Annotated in this window: 15 protein-coding genes; 5 read left to right on the top strand and 10 right to left on the bottom strand. The window is 46.8% G+C overall.

Annotation, left to right across the window (positions count from 1 at the left end):
• Window positions 1–225 precede the first annotated feature (225 nt).
• Both QUB10_RS27220 and QUB10_RS27215 read right to left on the bottom strand, forming a co-directional pair.
• The gene (locus tag QUB10_RS27220; RefSeq protein ID WP_333206301.1) at window positions 226–573 is read right to left on the bottom strand and encodes a DUF433 domain-containing protein; all 348 of its coding nucleotides are present in this window, start codon (window positions 571–573) and stop codon (window positions 226–228) included.
• Between the two features lie 55 nt (window positions 574–628).
• The gene (locus tag QUB10_RS27215; RefSeq protein ID WP_333206300.1) at window positions 629–1,522 is read right to left on the bottom strand and encodes an ion channel; all 894 of its coding nucleotides are present in this window, start codon (window positions 1,520–1,522) and stop codon (window positions 629–631) included.
• Between the two features lie 112 nt (window positions 1,523–1,634).
• On the opposite strand from QUB10_RS27215, the gene QUB10_RS27210 reads away from it, so the two are divergent.
• Entirely contained in the window at window positions 1,635–1,955 is a 321-nt protein-coding gene (locus QUB10_RS27210; protein WP_333206298.1) for a hypothetical protein, read from the top strand.
• Window positions 1,956–2,259: 304 nt separating this feature from the next.
• Here the strand turns inward: QUB10_RS27210 and QUB10_RS27205 are convergent, their stop codons facing one another.
• From QUB10_RS27205 to QUB10_RS27180, 6 genes are all read right to left on the bottom strand, one after another.
• The gene (locus QUB10_RS27205; protein ID WP_333206297.1) at window positions 2,260–3,594 is read right to left on the bottom strand and encodes a hypothetical protein; all 1,335 of its coding nucleotides are present in this window, start codon (window positions 3,592–3,594) and stop codon (window positions 2,260–2,262) included.
• A 549-nt stretch (window positions 3,595–4,143) separates the two neighbouring features.
• On the bottom strand, window positions 4,144–4,665 hold the full coding sequence (locus tag QUB10_RS27200) for a hypothetical protein (RefSeq protein ID WP_333206295.1): 522 nt from the start codon (window positions 4,663–4,665) through the stop codon (window positions 4,144–4,146).
• 287 nt (window positions 4,666–4,952) lie between these two features.
• On the bottom strand, window positions 4,953–5,303 hold the full coding sequence (locus tag QUB10_RS27195) for a hypothetical protein (RefSeq protein WP_333206292.1): 351 nt from the start codon (window positions 5,301–5,303) through the stop codon (window positions 4,953–4,955).
• A 387-nt stretch (window positions 5,304–5,690) separates the two neighbouring features.
• Window positions 5,691–6,791, bottom strand: coding sequence for a saccharopine dehydrogenase NADP-binding domain-containing protein (locus tag QUB10_RS27190; RefSeq protein WP_333206291.1), 1,101 nt, complete (start codon window positions 6,789–6,791; stop codon window positions 5,691–5,693).
• Between the two features lie 614 nt (window positions 6,792–7,405).
• Window positions 7,406–9,103: a beta-carotene ketolase CrtO gene (gene crtO, locus QUB10_RS27185; RefSeq protein ID WP_333206290.1), complete on the bottom strand. Its 1,698-nt coding sequence runs from the start codon at window positions 9,101–9,103 to the stop codon at window positions 7,406–7,408.
• Window positions 9,104–9,534: 431 nt separating this feature from the next.
• Window positions 9,535–10,635: a tetratricopeptide repeat protein gene (locus QUB10_RS27180; protein ID WP_333206289.1), complete on the bottom strand. Its 1,101-nt coding sequence runs from the start codon at window positions 10,633–10,635 to the stop codon at window positions 9,535–9,537.
• A 150-nt stretch (window positions 10,636–10,785) separates the two neighbouring features.
• On the opposite strand from QUB10_RS27180, the gene QUB10_RS27175 reads away from it, so the two are divergent.
• The gene (locus QUB10_RS27175; RefSeq protein WP_172184303.1) at window positions 10,786–11,112 is read left to right on the top strand and encodes a YbjQ family protein; all 327 of its coding nucleotides are present in this window, start codon (window positions 10,786–10,788) and stop codon (window positions 11,110–11,112) included.
• Between the two features lie 270 nt (window positions 11,113–11,382).
• Complete coding sequence (locus tag QUB10_RS27170; protein ID WP_333206287.1) at window positions 11,383–12,006, top strand: hypothetical protein; 624 nt, start codon at window positions 11,383–11,385, stop codon at window positions 12,004–12,006.
• A gap of 254 nt (window positions 12,007–12,260) precedes the next feature.
• On the opposite strand, the gene metH is transcribed toward QUB10_RS27170, so the two are convergent.
• The gene (gene metH, locus QUB10_RS27165; protein ID WP_333206285.1) at window positions 12,261–15,992 is read right to left on the bottom strand and encodes a methionine synthase; all 3,732 of its coding nucleotides are present in this window, start codon (window positions 15,990–15,992) and stop codon (window positions 12,261–12,263) included.
• Window positions 15,993–16,172: 180 nt separating this feature from the next.
• On the opposite strand from metH, the gene QUB10_RS27160 reads away from it, so the two are divergent.
• Together QUB10_RS27160 and QUB10_RS27155 are read left to right on the top strand one after the other, a co-directional pair.
• Window positions 16,173–16,547, top strand: a complete 375-nt coding sequence (locus tag QUB10_RS27160) for a hypothetical protein (protein ID WP_333206284.1) — start codon at window positions 16,173–16,175, stop codon at window positions 16,545–16,547.
• A 156-nt stretch (window positions 16,548–16,703) separates the two neighbouring features.
• The gene (locus QUB10_RS27155) at window positions 16,704–17,507 is read left to right on the top strand and encodes a lectin OAA family protein (RefSeq protein WP_333206283.1); all 804 of its coding nucleotides are present in this window, start codon (window positions 16,704–16,706) and stop codon (window positions 17,505–17,507) included.
• A 162-nt stretch (window positions 17,508–17,669) separates the two neighbouring features.
• Here QUB10_RS27155 and QUB10_RS34320 read toward each other — a convergent pair whose 3' ends face one another.
• Window positions 17,670–17,774, bottom strand: coding sequence for a serine hydrolase (locus tag QUB10_RS34320; RefSeq protein ID WP_445300833.1), 105 nt, complete (start codon window positions 17,772–17,774; stop codon window positions 17,670–17,672).
• Between the last annotated feature and the right edge of the window lie 367 nt (window positions 17,775–18,141).

Raw genomic sequence — 18,141 nt, 5'->3', positions numbered from 1 at the left:
AGATGCCCGTTCCACAAGAAATTCATTCTTTTTTCAAGAACGGGCAAGATGCCCGTTCCACAAGAAATTCATTCTTTTTTCAAGAACGGGCAAGATGCCCGTTCCACAAGAAATTCATTCTTTGTGGAACGGGCATCTTGCCCGTTCATAAAAGCCTGATTTAAAATGGTAAAATATCTCAGTTTTAATGCTTTGTGCGATCGCGGTATAAATATCTGTCACTGTTTATGCCTCTTCCTGTTCTCTAATTGCTGTTTCAATCTCATCAGGATATGCCTCAGCATAAGCCCAAGCATTCGCCAAATCAGCGGCACGCAGAGTCGGATAGTCTTCTAGGAGTTCAGCTTCAGAAATACCTAAACGGCGAGCATTCACCAGCACCCAAACAGGAATTCGCGTTTGTCTGATGCAAGCATCGCCGCCGCACACGCCGGGAGTCTTTTGAATTCCCGACCCAAATTTTCTTAAACTTTGGGCTAGTAATTCTATAACTTGAGCCTTCTCTTCGGGAGTTAAAGCTAAGAGTTGCGGTTGCAATTCTTTCAGTGTCGTATTTGCAGTTATTGAGTTCATAAATATTAATTTGTTTTGCCATACAGGTATTCTAGCACTGGCTCAATCCAAACTTTCATTCCACAGGCTTCACATCGTGAAACCGAGTATAATCAACCACCCGCCCTCCCGTCGCCGATTTCAAAAGAATATCTACAAATCGCATATTCCACATAATTTCCGAGGCAACAAAAGAATGTCGCGCATGAATAGTTTGCGAAACTGTTTCGTCAATTCCTGTTAAAGTAATTACAATTTCCGCTTGCTGTTCCATCAAGTCTTGGGCAGTAAGTTGGTACAAAGGACTGCTCTCGTCAATTGCGTGCATAACCGTCCAAGTTAAGGCAAAAACCGGAGAGTGACTCCGCATCAATTGCAAATCGTAAAAACGCCGCATAAATTCTCCTTCCGGTGTTACCTCGTCACGGATCAAAGTAGCTCGCTGCTGCGCTTCTAAAATTTGGTTAAAACGCTGATTTGCCGTGCGGTACATCAGAGTCGGAACGCCGTTGAAAGGAGCGATCACAGCTACGCGGCTGAAGATAACTCTAGCTGTTGGTCTGGAAAATCTCGAAAAAGCCAGTCCCGTCACCATCGCTACTCCCCACAAACCAAAAAGCGCTTGGATCGCGACTATAGTATTAGCGTAATCCGTGCGCGGATACATAGCGCCGTAGCCGATCGTCGCCATTGTTTGCACGCTGAAATAAAAGGCATCTTGGAAAGAACCCGGCCGCGCGTTAGCAATGCAATCTCCTCCCGCCAAGTAAGCTAAGGCAAATAAAGAATTTGTGACTGTATAGGAGAGACAAATGAGTATGAAAAATCGCGGCCAAGAAAGAGTTAGCAGCCTGTGGTAGAGGTCGGCAAAATGCAGGCGAGGTACTCCCAACTTAACAATATTTAAGGGCAATTGTCCTTGGCGACTGACTAAACGAGCCTGTGGCTGGTGGTTGCGGTTGATTTTCATTGCGATTTGTAACTGCGGCTGTTTCAATTTGTAACTATTGCTTTGACCGGGAAAACTTATCCTTTAGACTGATGTCTGATTCCAAAAATTCGGATAAAAGCGGAGTTTAGAAATGGTTGAGCTTAACTGGCATGACTATCTCGTTATGGTTTCTTTTGTGGCTTCTATTGCGGGTCTAGTCCTGCTGGGTGATAATCGCAACTCGCAGCCAACGGACGAGCGCACTTTGAGCGAGGAAATCCTCATCAAGATGAGCTTTACTTACTGGATAGTGTACTGCATCTCTTTTTTCGGGCTGAAACTTCACCTACCAGAGGATAGCTGGTTATTGCTCAGTTTGAAGCTGACTACGGTTCTTTCTTACTTGTTGACTGCTTCTAGCATACTCAGCCTGCCGCTGCAACGCATGGCTGTCCGACGAGTTGAAGATTAAAAAAAAGTGTTTGTAGTAAGGACTTCAGTTCTTTCGATCGCGGTGAAGAAAAACTAAAGTCCTGACTGCAAAGCTATTTGAGTTATATTACCGGGCAATAAGCTCACAGCTAGCTGTGAGCTTGTTTAATGGTTTATTATCCGAGGGATGCAGACTAACGCGCCCAAAATGGCTAGGGTCGATCGCACTCATACTTGAAATTGCCACTCTCTTCCTGCTTTCCCTTGGCTGCGGCAATCTCATCGAGTATCCCTTGGCCAAGCCGGCGCATTAGGGCATAGCAGTATGCCACGAACTTAGTTGCTTAGGATTTAAAGCCTTTAGAGCTTTTCTTTTTCTCCTGCGGTTTAGACTTTGACTTATTAACTTCGCCTAAAGCTTCCTGAAATAAGTTGTGCAGGTGTACGGGAACGCTGGCAATTTCCGGGAGTTCGGGTTCTAAGGGTTTTTTAAACTCTTGCAGCAAGGCATCTAAATCGCGATCGAGCTGAAAGTCTGTACGTTCCAATACAGTTTGCAAAATTTGTTCTAATTTCGCTGGATTAACTTTAGCTAACCGTTGCCAAATCCAGACATTAATTGCAGGATCTTCTAGATAGTTACGCACCAGCTTTTCGTAACCGGGAACGGTTGAAAAGTCTGCGGCTGCTAGCAGTGCAGTAAATTGAGCGTAAGTAGACAAAAAGGTTTGTCCCCAGCGAGGATGAGAAAGTGCACTCACCTGTTCAGCTTTCTTGAAGCGATCGGGCAATTCGACTTTCGGCATTACCATTTTTGCACTAGCATTGCTGTCGAGCATTACCTCAACTGCGTTAGCATCGGCACCTGCTGCCGCGATGGCTGCTGCTTTGACTTCTTCTCGATCGACTCCGGCATCTTCAACGATATCCGCCAGAGATTTACTTCCATCAACGCCGATATCCGCTAGGCGTTTTTTAGTGATGAATTCCTGAAATTCAGCCAACTGTTTATTCAGGTGATACCCCGATAGCGTCAATTCATCACTACCAAAAAATTCGGTAAAATCTTCGTGGTAGTGTTCTACCGACTGCCAAGCTTGCTCTAACAATTCCGGCGCATCGCTGTACAGGTTCTGTTTGTGATTTTGCTTGAAATTGCCGATCGCCACCGCCAACTTCGGCTTACCCAATTTCCCCATCAGGATGGGAGAGCTCGAAAGTATCCACCAGTCATCGGTGAGGGGAGAAATCCGAGCCCGCAAGATTTCTCCTAACTTAAAGCGAGACATTTCTGCAAGAAAATTAGGACTGTTGGGCTTGACAACGTAGTGCTTTGCCGTCAGCCAGTTCATCAGTTCAAACCTGTCGGGGAAAAGTTGAGTGATTTCAAATAAGCCTGTGAAGCTTCTGTGCTCCCAACTTTCCAGCAAGCTACGATCGCTCTCGGTTAAATCTGGCTGACTTTCGACAAATAGGTCGATCGGCGTTTTCTCTCCGACTTTACCCTCGACTGTAAAACTGTCAATCACTTGATTTTGCTGAGCAATATCGTAGCGCTCGCCGGTCGATCGAGCTGCAGCATAAGCTTCCAAAGCTACCGCCAACTCTCCCTCAGCATCTAGAACAAAGTCAATTAAATTTTGCTTGAGTGTCCAAGCTCTTTCCAGCATTTCATCCACAAGTAATACCAATTTTGAATGAGAGGATTTAGATTAACAATTATCGGACTTGAAGCCACCGACGCTTTACGATCCGGCTGCGATTGAAGAAAGCGCATCGCGAACAGTGACAAAAATTTGCGATCGATGCCTCAGTCCTGAATAAGTTTAATTTTAAGGCTAATAGTTAAAAAAAAATGTTAATCTCAAACGGAAGCATCCCAATTTTGTAAAAAGCGTTTATTAGGAGTGCGATCGTCCCGCACAGCAAAGCCTCTACGTCTCTAGCGAGTTCTTACAGCGAACAGTCCTGTGAAATAAAAATCGTGCTAAAAAATGCGATTTCAAGGGAGCATAAAAATACCCTCTCCGATGTAGAGAGGGGCTGAAAATCCCCAAAAACTTCGCTAAACTCGCGTTAAAAACTTTGCAACCTCTCAACAACAGTCCAAAACGCAGCAGCCGGGTTTTTTTTGATCAAACACTTCTCCATTCCGGTACCCGGCTAAAAATAACCGGAACGCTTGAGTTTGTGTGTCTGCAAGACTGAGAAATACTTGGCGTATGCCTTTAGCGGCCGTCTTTGTCAATGTCACCAGGAACAGCGCGTTCCACCCGATCCCAAGCGTCGCGCGTGGCGTGCTTAGCTTTTTCCCAATTCACATTAGACTTGCCGCGATTTGTTTCGTAGTCGCGCTGCAAATCCGGTTCGATCTCGTGGTATTTCTTACCAGTAGCGCCATAGCGGGTGTATCCCTCATAACCAGTGCGGTATGCAGGCTGATAGTCTTCGTAAGTCGTGTTCGTGTCCACGTAAGGACGGGAACTGTAGTTGCTTTGCCAGTAAGCATCTTCTACCGTGGGGTCGATCGCCTCGCCCACACCTTTGCCCACCAAACCGCCGCTAAACGAACCCACAACAGCGCCCACAACTGCTCCTACAGGCCCGCCGATGGCACCGCCGATCGCAGCACCCGCAGCACCCGCACTCGCCGCACCAATACCCGTTGCGACTGGATGAGCTCCCTTTTCCCCGGAAATCGGGTCTAGGTTAGCATCAGGTTCATGTACCGTTTTTTTGTCATCGCTCATGATATTTTTTTCCTTTTATCTAAATGTAACTATTATTAAACTTAGCTTTTAAATTCATATTTATTCATCTGCCTTAAGGATGAAGCTGCTAGCTTCAAAAGGAGGGAAATGAGAACATAGTTCTCGATTCAAAAACGAGTTTTACACGCTACTCTCAAGCAATAAGGTGCGCCGAGGCGCACCCTAGATAATTATTTTCAAGTGAGTTCTGAACTCGGCTCAATTGTCTACTCACTGAAGCTGTGTATTTACCAGCAACTTGAGTTAGATATAAATCTCTTGATTTATTAGTTGCCCGTGACCTTTTCGATCAAATCTTCAGCTTTTTGAACTATGCCTTCTTGCGGGTGTTCTCCCTTGTACTCCTTTAAGCTTTCGTCGTAAGCTTTCTCAACCTTGGCAGGATTTTGAGAGGTTTTGACTATTTCATCGTAAGCTGCTTGGGGATTGAGATCCTCGAAACTTTCTGCGGGGTCAGTCATTTTAGCTTCTGGCGGCGCCTGAGTTCTGTCTTGACCTGCGTAAGCAGCCTGACTGGGTACTACCGCTAGACTTAGCAGACCAATGAAAGCCAGCGTACACACCAGCAAAATGCTTTGGCTCAATGTTTTTCCGAGAGCTTTTAAAACCCGCTTCATATCAACTTCTCCTCGTATTTTTCCGCAAAAATTATGGTGTTTGTCGCCCCTTCACTGCGATCGCACATTTACAACCTTGGTTCAAGCGCAATCTTTGTCGCAGCTACCGCATCTAGAGCGAGCCAAAAGGGATGTTTCCCGTGACATCCCATATCTTAGGCGCCTGCTTGTTACTATTACTTCTACCAAAAGATAGATTAGTTAGACAAGCGGAACTCCTCTCCTATCAGGGGCGATCGCAATTCTTCCGAAGAACCCTATCTAGGGGTTTTCCCATCAATTACGAAGCCCCTGACTCTTCTTTTTTCGCGCGTCTTTCGCGTCTTCGCCGAGCGGGAAAACATCCCATTTTCCAACATTTTAAATTTCTATAAATAACCTAAGTAACTACAAAAGAACCTGCTCTATGTCTAGGTTTCTGTTCTGCATAGCTCGTTCAAATAGCTCAGTAGAAAGAGCTTGTTCGACCGACCAAACGCCTGGTTTATCCAGCTTTCCTTCTAACATTAATTGAGCTATGCTGCCAGTACCAATGCCCGTAGCGACGGCAGCACTGGGGTGTATCGCTGTCGAGCAAACTTTAGCGGGTTGACCGTTTTTGAGACCGGTCACTTGCGATCGCACTGCCACACCAACCCCACTAAAACTATTAGTAACACTGGTCATCCCGTAACTGACGTAGGAGAGAAATTCAATCACAGAGTTATTTTTGAGCCAGCTAGCCGGCCAATACTTGGCAACAAACCAGGTAAGGTGATTGTAAAGGTCGGGAGACGTACCGAATTTAGTCACAACTGATTTGACGGGGAAAGTTTCGGGCAAAGTGATTGCTTCCGGCATATCGAACCAGTAAACCCCTGTTTTGCCGTAGGGTGCGGGAAATTCAATCGTTTCGCGATCGCTGTAGGGTTGTACTTGCTGCCACTTGCCGTCTGCCCAAACCTCAAAAGGCGTTTGCAAGCCTAAAAAAGTGGTTCTCATGACGGTAACACCAGCACCGCCCGAACCTCCGACTACATAACTCAAATGGATGTGTTCTGCTTCATCTAATTGTTCCACATCTCGGCGCACCATGCTGTTAGAAACACCGGGAAAAATGCCCGTATTAATAATAGCAGTAACCCCAGCATTTTTAGCGGCTTCGCGCAATTCTAAAGCCCTGCGAGTAAAACTGCGGCTGTCACTGACATCAGTATAATTAACACCTGCTTCGATGCAAGTTTTCAGCACGCCAGCGTCTCGGTAGTGAAAAGGCCCCGCACAGTGAACGACAAGATTAGACTGTGAAACTGCTTTTTGCAGGGCTGCACTGTCCGCTAAATCAAAAGTTTGGTACTGCACCCGATCCGGCGGCAACCCCGGCCCAATAGAGGCTTCAGAGTTGCGTCCAGTAACGGTAATTTCCGCGTCGGTATGGGTAACAAGGTCTTGGGCAACGCTGCTGCCAATTCGTCCCCGCCCGCCGACAATCAAAACTCGGTTTGCCATCGCTAAAAAAAGGGTAACGCCATCTTTCAGTCTCTCAACTTGGGACCGGTCTTTTCATCCACATAAAGTATGAATTTTATGAGAATGCGAGATGGTGGGGATCGGTGGCGATCGCCCTGATATGCCGATGGGGAGCGACTTCTACCAGGGACTTGCCTGTTCTGCTTTCATTAGAGGTTTGGCTGCGACACTAAGTTTAAAAATGCCTTCCGCGTTAACTTGTTCTTCTAATATTGAGAATTGAGAATTTTATCAATGGAATATGCTCTCGGATGCAAAAATATTTTAACAGATTAGAGGGAACGTGAACCACCGCCAGCGCTCGCGAAAGATGCACCAGATTTAAAAAGGGTAGTCCTGGACGCAGGGGTGGTCAGAAACCGGGTTTTTGCGAAAATACTGTATCCAGACCTTTAAAACTGGTAAAAACCCGGTTTCTTTGGTATTTATGCGTCCAGGACTAAATGGTATTAATAGCGATCGCAAATCGTTTTCCCTTCACAGGGAATCAACCAGAAAAAATTATCGCACTTGCACACTGATAAATCAATACAAACAAACGCAGATGTGATTCATCTGCGTTCATCTGCCCTCATCTGCGGTTGCTAAAAATCTTACTTCTCATTACTCCGAAATATCGACTTACCCTTCGCTTTCAGAGTATTAGCTGCATCTGCGAAAGTCTGCGCGAAAGGCTGCTGCGAGTGCATGAAAACGCGAGCAGTATTGCGTCCCGGCATCCCCGAAATCGAGCCGCCCGGATGCGTTCCCGCCCCCGTCAGAAACAAACCGTCGATCGGCGTTTTGTAATTCGCCAACTCCGGTAAAGGACGGAAAAATATCATCTGATCCAGCGTCATATCAACGTGGTAATAATTCCCCTTCAAAGCCCCCAAACGCTCTCCCAATTCGGCCGGACTTTCCACGCGACGGCCGATAATTGAATTCTTGATATTTGGCGCGTATTCTGCTAATTTATCAATGCAGCGATCGGCAACTTTGTTTTTCAGCTCATCCGTCCAACCCGTACCGTGCTGGCCGGTTCCTTCAGCATTTTCGATCATGTAAGGAGCAAAAAATTCAATCCAAGCTGTATGGTGTCCGGGAGGAGCCATTGACGGGTCTCGTACCGTCGGAAACACCACATACATCGACGGATCGGAGTCAGGGATTCTGCCGATTGAAGGCTCGCTGTGAGAAATTTCAACGTGTCTCACCGAGTCGGCAATTAAAACCGAACCGATTAAATATTCGTCCCGATGATTCCAGCGATCGAACTTGGGCATTTCATTGAGAGCTAAGTCTATTTTGAGAATAGTCTCGTTGTTGTTAACAATTTTGCGCTCCAATCTTTCCCGCAAATCCGGGTCAGCACTGTCAACATCGCTGGAGTCCATTAAGTGCAGAAACAAGCGCTTAGCATCAATATTAGAAATGACACCTTTTGTAGCGCGGTATTCCGTGCCGTTAGCAACTCGAACTCCCACAGCGCGACCATCATCAACTAATATTTTCTCGACGTGCTGGTCGGTAAGTACCACACCTGAATAGCTTTTCACTAAATTGAGCAGCGCTTGCACTAATGCACCCGTCCCGCCGCGCGGTCTTGCCATGCCGGGATTGTGCCTCATTGCTAGCATAATTGCGCCTACCGCCAGGGTTTTTTGCGAAGGAGGCGCGCCGAGTTCTGCGGCTAATCTTGCTAGGGGTGCTTTGATAAATTCCTCGTCAAACCACTCGTTGAGAAGGTCTTCAGCGCTGGTGAGCATCGTGCGAATAAAGTCCAGCGTTTTGTCGGGGGAACCGATGACTGACAATAAATCTTTTATCTTTGAAATATCGTAGTTGCCCAAAATATCTATGATGGATTTTGGTGGCGCATTAAACATCGGAACCATTGCCCCTAAAGCCCGCTGCCAAAAGTCTGTATATTCGGCATATTTTTTAGCATCGCGCTCGTTGTAGCGGGCAATTTCAGCACAAGTTTTTTCTACGGACTTGTGCGCTAAGAAATATTTGCCATCGGGATGCGGACAAAAGGCCACTGGATCGCAGAAAAGATATTCTAAACCGTATTTTTCCAGTTCTAATTCTTCTACAACTGGCCCTAAATGGATAAACTCGTGGTCGATCGCGCAAAGGTTGAATTTAAAATCCGGCAATTCGGGAATCGCAGCTTCAGTAGTGGCCGCGCCTCCGGGAACCGAACGTTTTTCTAACAACAGGACGGTATATCCAGCTTTCAGCAGATAAGAGGCGCAGACCAGTCCGTTGTGACCTGCTCCTATGATAATCACGTCATACGTTTGCATAGATGAAGCTCTGGGGATAGGATATTTTGCTCATTTTACAAATGTTAACAACTTTGCCGTCTCTACCAATAGAAATAGATTCATTGTCAGTAAGCCTTTTTAGCATATTACAAAAGATGGAGCTTTGACAAAATGCTGTTGTGCGATCGCCCTTATTTCTTCTTAAACTTACAGAGCGATCGCCCTTCTCCAATCGCGCCAATATTGTACTCTATTTAGCCACATTTATCTGCATTCAATTAAAAACTTAAGCAAACGAAGTAAGAAGGAAGAAGGAACAGGAAAGGGGCCTAGGCAATAGGGAATAGAAACAGTTTTGAGATTGCTTCTTTCCTTGCAACAAGGCGGGTTGAAGGAGTTAAGCCCTAGGAAAATTACTTACTCCACACTCAAAACTGCTAGCCAATTACCTATTAGTACATTGAGACATATTACTTTAGTTGCTGGAGCGCCGCCTCAGCTTTTTTTGCACCATCATTGTTGCCTTGTTGGCGGTAAGTGTCGAGGGCTTGTTGAAAAGCTTCAATTGCTTCGGATTTGCGATCGCGCGCTTTGAGTGCCGTACCCATATTGTAATAAGCTTCTGCCCGGTTTGGATCAAGCTTAATCACTCGACGAAAAGTGGTAATCGCTCCTAAAAAATCTTGTTTTTTCAGTTGAATTTCCCCAATTCCTGCGTGTGCTTCCACTAAATTAGGTCGCACCGCAATAGCCCGCTGATAAGCTATAAGCGCTCCATCGAAGTCGTTTTGAGCCTTGAGAAGTTCGCCAATTTCTAACTGCACTTCTGAATTCCGGGGCTCCAATTTGGCAGCTTCTTCAAAAGCTGCTAGCCCTTCGGAAGTATAGCCGGCACGCAGCAAAGCAGTGCCTAATTTTAACTGGACACCGGCTTGTTTGGGAGCGAGTTCGGCTGCTTGTTGGAGTACGGTGACAGCACTGGCAAAACTTCCCTGCTGGATCAATACTAAACCCATTGAAGAATAAGCTTGCCAACTTTTCGGATCGAGGGCGATCGCCTCTTGGTATGCTTTAAAAGCACCGCTGTAATCTTTTTGCTGAAAGAGTACCACTCCCAGACCGATCCGGGCATTGACATTTTTGCGATCGAGCGCAGCGGCGCGGCGGTAAGCTGTGGCTGCTGCGGGATAGTTTTGCAAATTCGCCATAGCATATCCCAATGCGTATTGGAAGTCAGCATTCTTCGGTTCAAGACCGATCGCTTGTTGGTAAAATTCTACTGAGGCTTGATAGTTGCCCTGACGGGCTTCTAAATAGCCAATACCAGAAAAAATGCGCGGATTTTCCGTATCTAAACGCGCCGCTTCCTGATAAATGGCGATCGCCTTACTGTAGTCTCCTAAATCTACCAACTCGCGCCCTTGTCGCAGCAGAGCATCTAAATTTGAATCATTTTGAGGGTTGACTTGAACGACTGTTTCTGCTGAGAGCGCTATCTGCGGCGCTGCGACAGCCAATCCTGCTACTAGCAACGTACTGAATACCAAGAGACTTTGTTTGTACACGGCCATTTGTTTCAAAGAGTGTGTGGAATGAAAGAGCGAGTGGCTGTCACCTTGTTAAGCTGACAGCTTAGGGTTTACCAGGAATGTTTGAGCGGGGAGATGTAGTAAATCTACAGAACAAGACCCACTCAAAATTTTCGCGATTGAGGCCAACTGATGATTGTAACAACAACTGATATCATCCAAGGAGCAGAAATTCAATCTTACCTGGGAATTGTAACTGCTGAGGTTGTCTACGGCACCAATGCCCTGCGAGACTTCTTCGCGGGCATTCGCGACATCATCGGCGGGCGCACCGGCAGTTACGAGGAAGTGTTTCTCAAAGGACAGCGAGATGCCCTCGCGGAACTGGAAAAACGGGCCCAGCGCCTCGGCGCCAATGCCGTAATCGGGGTGGAAGTGGACACCGGCACGATTAATGTAGACTCCAGCGGGGCTTTGCTGCTGATTACTGCCGTGGGAACGGCTGTAAGATTGCGTTAAGCTGTCTTTCCTTTATACGTCCGCATTTCCTGTATACGTGCGGGAACTTTTCTAACGGGATAAAATAGTTATTAGTCATCAGTCATCAGTCATCAGTCATTAGCTAATAGCGACTGGCGCGCGGGCTGATGACTTTTTCGTTTCTTTCTTCAGACATAGATACTGGTTATTTCCCCAGGCAGATATAGTTTTTATCAATCTCAGCCACAATCAATGCTTAGGTGAAAGATTGTTAAAAATTAAAGCAAGTCTCAGAGGAAAGAAAAACCTATGTCATACGTAAATAGACCTGTAGATAACGTTGGTACCGAACCCGTGGTCGTAAATTCAGTGATGGAATACCACGATCGAGTACGTTGGGGCCCGATTTTTTCAGGTTTGGTAATTGCGATCGGCACACAACTGGTGTTAAGTGCATTGGGCGCTGCGATCGGGTTGAGCAACATTGCTAATTCAGGAGCTCCGCGCAGTATTTCAGGCGACGTGGGTACCGGCGTTGGAATTTGGTCAATTATCAGTTTGTTAATTAGCTTAGCAGTTGGCGGTTGGGTAACTGCTCGCGCTTGCGGCCCGATGAACCGCAACACAGCACTTTTGAACGGAGCAATTTTGTGGGCAACTACCTTAACAATTGGCTCTTGGCTGTTAGCAAATGGCGTGGCCGGCACTTTTGGCGTAATAGCTGCGAATGCGGGAGAAGCACTTAATCAAGCGCAGCAAAGCGGGGTCGATTTGCCGAACCGAGCACCTAACGTATCTGCTCAGGATACTCGCAATATTGCTGGTAATGCTGCAAAAGCTGGTTGGTCGTTTTTGTTCGGCTCGCTATTGGGTTTAGTTGCTGCGATGGTAGGAGCATCTGCCGGCGCGCGCACTCCCCGGAATTACTCATAAAATTTTCGTCAGATACGGAAAGTTTATATTTATGAAAGCACTTTTTTTAAGGTGCTTTTTTGTTGGTTTAATTGGTGAACTATTTTTGTATTGTTGGCAGGTTATACCTGAAAACGCATTTTTTGAGGCTCGGCATCCCGGTTTTTAAAGGGAGGCAGAGCCTCCAGATCTTTGTTCCCAGGCAGAGAGAGCCTGGGAACGAGGATAATGAACGATCAAAGCGAGAGAAAGGTGCTTATAGCGTACCCTACGAATTAAGCGCTGAAGTATTTGGCGGCTGGGTGATAGGTGATAATTGCGGTTGTTGATTGTTCGGGATAAAGTTGTTCGCTTTCATCCATGTAGAGGTTGATACGATCGCACTTTAACAATTCCAGTTGCTTATACTGATCCCCCATGTTCGGACAAGCAGGATAGCCGAAACTGTACCGCGAACCGCGATATCTTTGGGCTAGCATATCGCGAATGTTGTCCGGTTCTTCGCTACCAAAGCCCAATTCCCGGCGAATTCGGGCGTGAGTCCACTCTGCTATTGCTTCCGCTGTCTGTACCGCTAACCCGTGAAAGTAGAGATAGTCCGTATATTGATTGTTAGCAAATAGCTTTTGCGCGTACTCTGTAGCAATTTCTCCCACTGTCGCTACTTGCATCGGAAATACATCGATTTTACCGGATTCTTTGGGCGCAAAGAAGTCGGCAATGCACAGCCGGCGCGCCGATTTTTGCCGGGGAAATGTGAATGTTGCAGCCACAGGCAAGATGCCTGTGCCACTTTCTGTTGCAGCCACAGGCAAGATGCCTGTGCCACTTTCTGTTGCAGTCACAGGCAAGATGCCTGTGCCACTTTCTGTTGCAGCCACAGGCAAGATGCCTGTGCCACTTTCTGTTGTGGGGTGGGCATCTTGCCCGCCACTGATTATTGTTTGCCCGCCACTGATTATTGTTTGCCCGCCCTTCATAATTTCTGGGTCGTACAAATGCAAAGAATTGCCTTCAGCTTGACAGGGGAAATACCCGTAAATTGCTTGCGGCTGCAGTAAATTTTCGGTGATAATTTTGTGTTTCCACTCTTCCAAGATGGGATAAACTTTCTCAGCTAAGAAAGCGTCGTATTCTTCCCGCGATTGGTCTTTTGGCTTACGGAACTGCCACTGACCGGCAACTAAAGCTTGCAAATCTAAGTGCCAGAAAATCTCCTCAAAGGGGATGTCTTCTCCCTGCAACAGTTTCGTTCCCCAGAAGGGAGGATTCGGGCGATCGATATCTGCTGCCACTGCTTCGGATCGCCTGGTATCTATCACCACAGGAGTGTCTGCTTTCTTCGCATCTTCTACAGAAGTTTCTGGCGCAGTTTTAGCTTCTTTAACCGCCCCATTATCATGCCCGATTTCATCTAAAAATCCTTGCAAGTCTTCCCATTTACCAGCAGATTTTGCAGGCATGAGTTTGTCCATAAAGTGCAAGTCGGAAAACGCATCTTTGCCGTAAACGACTTTACCTTTGTAGGTATTTTGGCAGTCTTCATGTACAAACTTGGGAGTCAAAGCCGCGCCGCCCAAAATTACCGGAACTGTGATTCCTTTCTGGTTGAATACTTCCAGATTTTCTTTCATGAATGCGGTGGATTTTACCAGCAAGCCACTCATGGCAATACAGTCGGCTTTGTGCTTTTCGTAAGCTTCGATGATATTGTCAACTGACTGTTTAATACCCAAGTTAATCACTCGGTAGCCGTTGTTTGATAGGATAATATCAACCAAGTTTTTGCCGATATCGTGAACGTCGCCTTTGACAGTAGCGATGATGAATGTGCCTTTGGCATTGTCCCCGGATTCGGACTTTTCCATGTGCGGTTCTAAATAGGCAACTGCCGCTTTCATTGTTTCTGCTGACTGCAATACAAATGGCAGTTGCATTTGTCCCGAACCGAACAATTCTCCGACTACTTTCATGCCGTCTAGCAAGAAGGTATTAATAATGTGGAGGGGCGGATAGGTTTCTAATGCTTTGGCGAGTTGGATATCTAGTCCAATGCGTTCGCCGTCGATGATGTGCTGCTTGAGGCGTTCTTCTACCGGAAGGCTTGCGTCTTCTGTACGATCGCGCTTTGTAGTTTTGCCCGCAAACACCGTTGTCAGCTCGCCCAAGGGGTCGTAAACGCAAATATCGCCGTCAAACTCCCGTTCGTCGTAAATCAGTTTACGGCAGATTTCTTGGTGTTTGGTGTCGATTTTGGCGAGGGGCAAAATCTTATTGGCGCTGACAATTGCCGAGTCCATCCCCGCTTGCATTGCTTCGTGCAAAAACATGGAATTCAAAACTTGCCGCGCCGCCGGATTCAAGCCGAAGGAGATGTTAGAAACTCCTAAAATTACGTGACATCCTGGTAATTCTTGGCGGATGCGGCGGATGGATTCGATGGTAGCTTTGCCGTTTTTTCTGTCTTCTTCTATCCCGGTAGAAATTGGCAAAGCTAGGGTGTCAAAAAAGATTTCCTCGGCGGGAATTCCGTAGGCGACGGCGGCGTTATAGGCGCGCTGGGCGATCGCAAATTTTTGGTCAGCAGTTCTGGCCATCCCGTCTTCATCAATTGTACCGATAACTATGCCCGCGCCGTATTTTTTCGCCAACTCCAAAACTTGATAAAAACGCGGTTCTCCGTCTTCGTAGTTAGTGGAATTCAGCAAACATTTGCCGCCCGCAACTTTTAAGCCTGCTTCCATCTTTTCCCATTCGGTGGAATCCAGCATTAAAGGGAGAGTGGCATTAGTCACAACGCGGGAAACTAATTCTTTCATGTCTCGCACGCCGTCGCGGCCGACATAATCAACGTTGATATCGAGAATGTGCGCGCCTTCTCGCACTTGTTCCCTCGCCATTGCGACTAAACCGTCCCAGTCTTCGGCGTTTAGCAAATCGCGGCATTTTTTGGAACCGCTGGCGTTGAGTCTTTCGCCGACAATTAAGAAGGAATTCTCTTGTTCGTAGGGTTGGGCGCTATAAATTGAAGCGGCGGAAGGTTCCCAAGTAATTTCGCGGATTTTGGGTTTAAGAGTTTTGCCAATTTCTGATAGTTCGCGGATGTGATCGTAGCGGGTGCCGCAGCAGCCACCGATGACTTGCACGCCTAAGTCTTCGACAAAGCGCATCAAGGCCATTTTTAATTCTATTGGCGTGAGTTTGTAGTGCGCGTGGCCGCCGATGTTTTCGGGTAAACCGGCGTTGGGAACGCAGGAAACGACGAAGGGCGAATGTTCGGAAAGGTATTTGACGTGTTCGGCCATGCGATCGGGCCCGGTGGCGCAGTTGAGGCCTAAAATGTCGATCGGGTACGGCTGCAAAATGGCTAGGGCGGCGCTGATGTCGGAACCGACTAACATTGTGCCGGTGGCTTCCATTGTGACTGATACCATTAACGGAATTCGCGCACCTTTTTTCTTAAATACTTCTTCAATGGCATTTAATGCTGATTTAATTTGCAGCACATCTTGACAAGTTTCGACAATAAATAAGTCAACGCCGCCGTCATAAAGTCCTTCTGCTTGTTCGGTAAAAGCGGCGGTGAGTGTGTCGAAATCGATGTGTCCTAATGTTGGCAATTTGGTGCCGGGCCCGATCGATCCTGCGACAAATCGAGGTTTTTCTGGTGTGGAAAATTCGGCGGCGATACCCTTGGCGAGTTCGGCCGCAGTTTTGTTGAGATAATATGCTTTGTCTGCTAAATCGTATTCGGCGAGCACGATGGAAGCAGCGCCGAAGGTGTCTGTTTCGATGACATCAGCCCCTGCTTCGAGGAATCCCCGGTGCACGTTGGCGACGGCTTCGGGTTTGGTGTGGACGAGATATTCGTTGCAGCCTTCGTATTCTTTGCCGCCAAAGTCTTCTGCGGTGAGGTTTTGGACTTGCAGGTTGGTTCCCATCGCGCCGTCGAAGACGATGACGGGGCGCGAGGGGTGGTGGAGTCGATCGAGGAATCTGCTATTCATAAGCGGTCAAAAAAAACGCAGGTGCTATATATTTACAATTTTATCTATTGTGCAATATTGTCAACAATTATGTGACTGTTGGCAAATGGCTAATGACTATGCCGATTTGAGATTTGGGATTTGGGATTTTGAATAAAAAAAAACCAGCCCCCGGATTCATTCCCACGCGCAGGCTGACTGATGGGGACAATCCCCAATCTCAAATCCGATGACAATAGTTCGATCGTACCTGTAAGTGTGCGGGAAATGTCAGATTATTTCGAGGATGCTGTTGTGCGTGGAGATTTGGGGGAGAAGCGGGTGATTATAGGCTGCGAGGGGTTTTTCCGCTTAACTTTTGAGGATTTTGGCGAAAATGCGATCGAAATAATTAAACGAGTGATGTTAAAGGGCGATCGAATTCTCGGCTATCTTGTAATTATGCTGATAAGTGCGATCGCGATCGCTACTCCTGGTACAAGCCATTGTTTGAATGTTTCTTCTAATAATAAACGAAATTGGCTCAGATTCCATTGGCTGTTCATCAAAAGTCTCTTTGATGCAGTGAACCGATAGCTGATTGAATGGTAAGTGACAAAGAAGCGATAGCGAATGGAATTAAGTCAGTACGTGCAAAGCTATCCTTCTGGATAACTCGAAAAATTCACGAATTGGGTTTTGAGATCGTATTAAGGATGTAGAAACAACCAATATTACTACATCAAGAAAATTATGACGTTATACCAAGTGCAAAATCAATGGGGTGGCTCATCTGCTCCTTGGAATGAAGGTGGTACATGGGTAATCGGTAGTCGTCCTAACCAAAACGTTGTCGCTATCAATGTTAAGTCTGTTGATGGCGGACAAACCCTCAACGGCACCATGACCTATGCTGGAGAAGGGCCGATTGGCTTTCGAGCTACCCGCTCTGGCAGTAATACTTACACAGTTGAGAACCAATGGGGAGGGGCTGCTGCACCTTGGAATCCAGGAGGCGATTGGGTGATCGGTTCCCGCACTAACCAGAATGTGGTCGAACTAAACCTAAAATCTGATGACGGTGGTAAAACTCTGACTGGCAGCATGACCTATGCTGGAGAAGGGCCGATTGGCTTTCGAGCTACCTTCTTTAGTAATATTTACACGGTTGAGAACCAATGGGGAGGGACTACCGCGCCTTGGAATCCAGGAGGTGAATGGGCGATCGGTGGTCGCACTAACCAGAACGTTGTCGCTATCAATGTTAAGTCTGTTGATGGCGGACAAACCCTCAACGGCACCATGACCTATGCTGGAGAAGGGCCGATTGGCTTTCGAGCTACCCGCTCTGACAGTAATACTTACACAGTTGAGAACCAATGGGGAGGGGCTACTGCACCTTGGAATCCAGGAGGCAAATGGGTGATCGGTTCCCGCGCTAACCAAAATGTGGTCGAACTAAACCTAAAATCTGATGACGGTGGTAAAACTCTGACTGGCAGCATGACTTATGCTGGAGAAGGGCCGATTGGGTTCAAGGGGCAACGAAAATCCTGAACCCCTTTGAATTTAAGCTTTTGGCTCGGTTTGCCTACAGAGATATTTCAGCTTATTGACACCAAAGCTTGACCTGACGGGACAACAACAATCGGTCAACCCCACACGCAGTAAAGGGTTGACCGATTGTTTTCAAAAAAAATAGGTTTCCTATTGCAATTGTCAGTTGGGCAAAAACTCTCGAATCGATCGATCCCAATCTAATTGACCGTCATCCACTAGCAAGCCGATAGTCATGGCGGTGAGGGCTTTGGTGCAAGAGGCAATGGGGAAACGGTTTCCGGTGTAACGGGTAAATTCTGCTCTACATTTCTTAATCCGAAGCCTTCACAGAGGATGATTTGGTCATTTTGGATGATGGCGATCGCTTTTCCTGGGACAAATCATTGTTGAAGAATTTTTCTTTCATTTCAGGGAAAATGATCGCTTTTCTTTGGGGAAGCGATCGCTTTTTGGTTGAGATAAAGGGCGATCGCTACTCCTGGCCCAAGCCATTGTTTGAGTGTTTCTTCTACGAATGGACAGAATGCGATCAGCTCCCATTAGTTGTTCATTAGAACCCACATTCCGCAGATGTGATTATCTTACTGGTATTTTTCAAAAATCAAAGCCATAAAGCTTTTTTTAGTCTAAC

It is taken from the genome of Microcoleus sp. B5-D4, assembly GCF_036705145.1.
In the GTDB taxonomy this organism is placed as follows: domain Bacteria; phylum Cyanobacteriota; class Cyanobacteriia; order Cyanobacteriales; family Microcoleaceae; genus Microcoleus.
The sequence above is the reverse complement of the archived record's forward strand: the minus strand, read 5'-3'. Positions and strand labels throughout refer to the sequence as shown.

Coding starts and splice junctions, on each gene's coding strand:
- QUB10_RS27180 (WP_333206289.1), bottom strand. CDS start 10,635: ATGGCCGTGTACAAACAAAGTCTCTTGGTATTCAGTACGTTGCTAGTA.
- metH (WP_333206285.1), bottom strand. CDS start 15,992: ATGAATAGCAGATTCCTCGATCGACTCCACCACCCCTCGCGCCCCGTC.
- QUB10_RS27175 (WP_172184303.1), top strand. CDS start 10,786: ATGATTGTAACAACAACTGATATCATCCAAGGAGCAGAAATTCAATCT.
- QUB10_RS27215 (WP_333206300.1), bottom strand. CDS start 1,522: ATGAAAATCAACCGCAACCACCAGCCACAGGCTCGTTTAGTCAGTCGC.
- QUB10_RS27200 (WP_333206295.1), bottom strand. CDS start 4,665: ATGAGCGATGACAAAAAAACGGTACATGAACCTGATGCTAACCTAGAC.
- QUB10_RS27190 (WP_333206291.1), bottom strand. CDS start 6,791: ATGGCAAACCGAGTTTTGATTGTCGGCGGGCGGGGACGAATTGGCAGC.
- QUB10_RS27195 (WP_333206292.1), bottom strand. CDS start 5,303: ATGAAGCGGGTTTTAAAAGCTCTCGGAAAAACATTGAGCCAAAGCATT.
- QUB10_RS27210 (WP_333206298.1), top strand. CDS start 1,635: ATGGTTGAGCTTAACTGGCATGACTATCTCGTTATGGTTTCTTTTGTG.
- QUB10_RS27220 (WP_333206301.1), bottom strand. CDS start 573: ATGAACTCAATAACTGCAAATACGACACTGAAAGAATTGCAACCGCAA.
- crtO (WP_333206290.1), bottom strand. CDS start 9,103: ATGCAAACGTATGACGTGATTATCATAGGAGCAGGTCACAACGGACTG.
- QUB10_RS27160 (WP_333206284.1), top strand. CDS start 16,173: ATGGGGACAATCCCCAATCTCAAATCCGATGACAATAGTTCGATCGTA.
- QUB10_RS27155 (WP_333206283.1), top strand. CDS start 16,704: ATGACGTTATACCAAGTGCAAAATCAATGGGGTGGCTCATCTGCTCCT.
- QUB10_RS27170 (WP_333206287.1), top strand. CDS start 11,383: ATGTCATACGTAAATAGACCTGTAGATAACGTTGGTACCGAACCCGTG.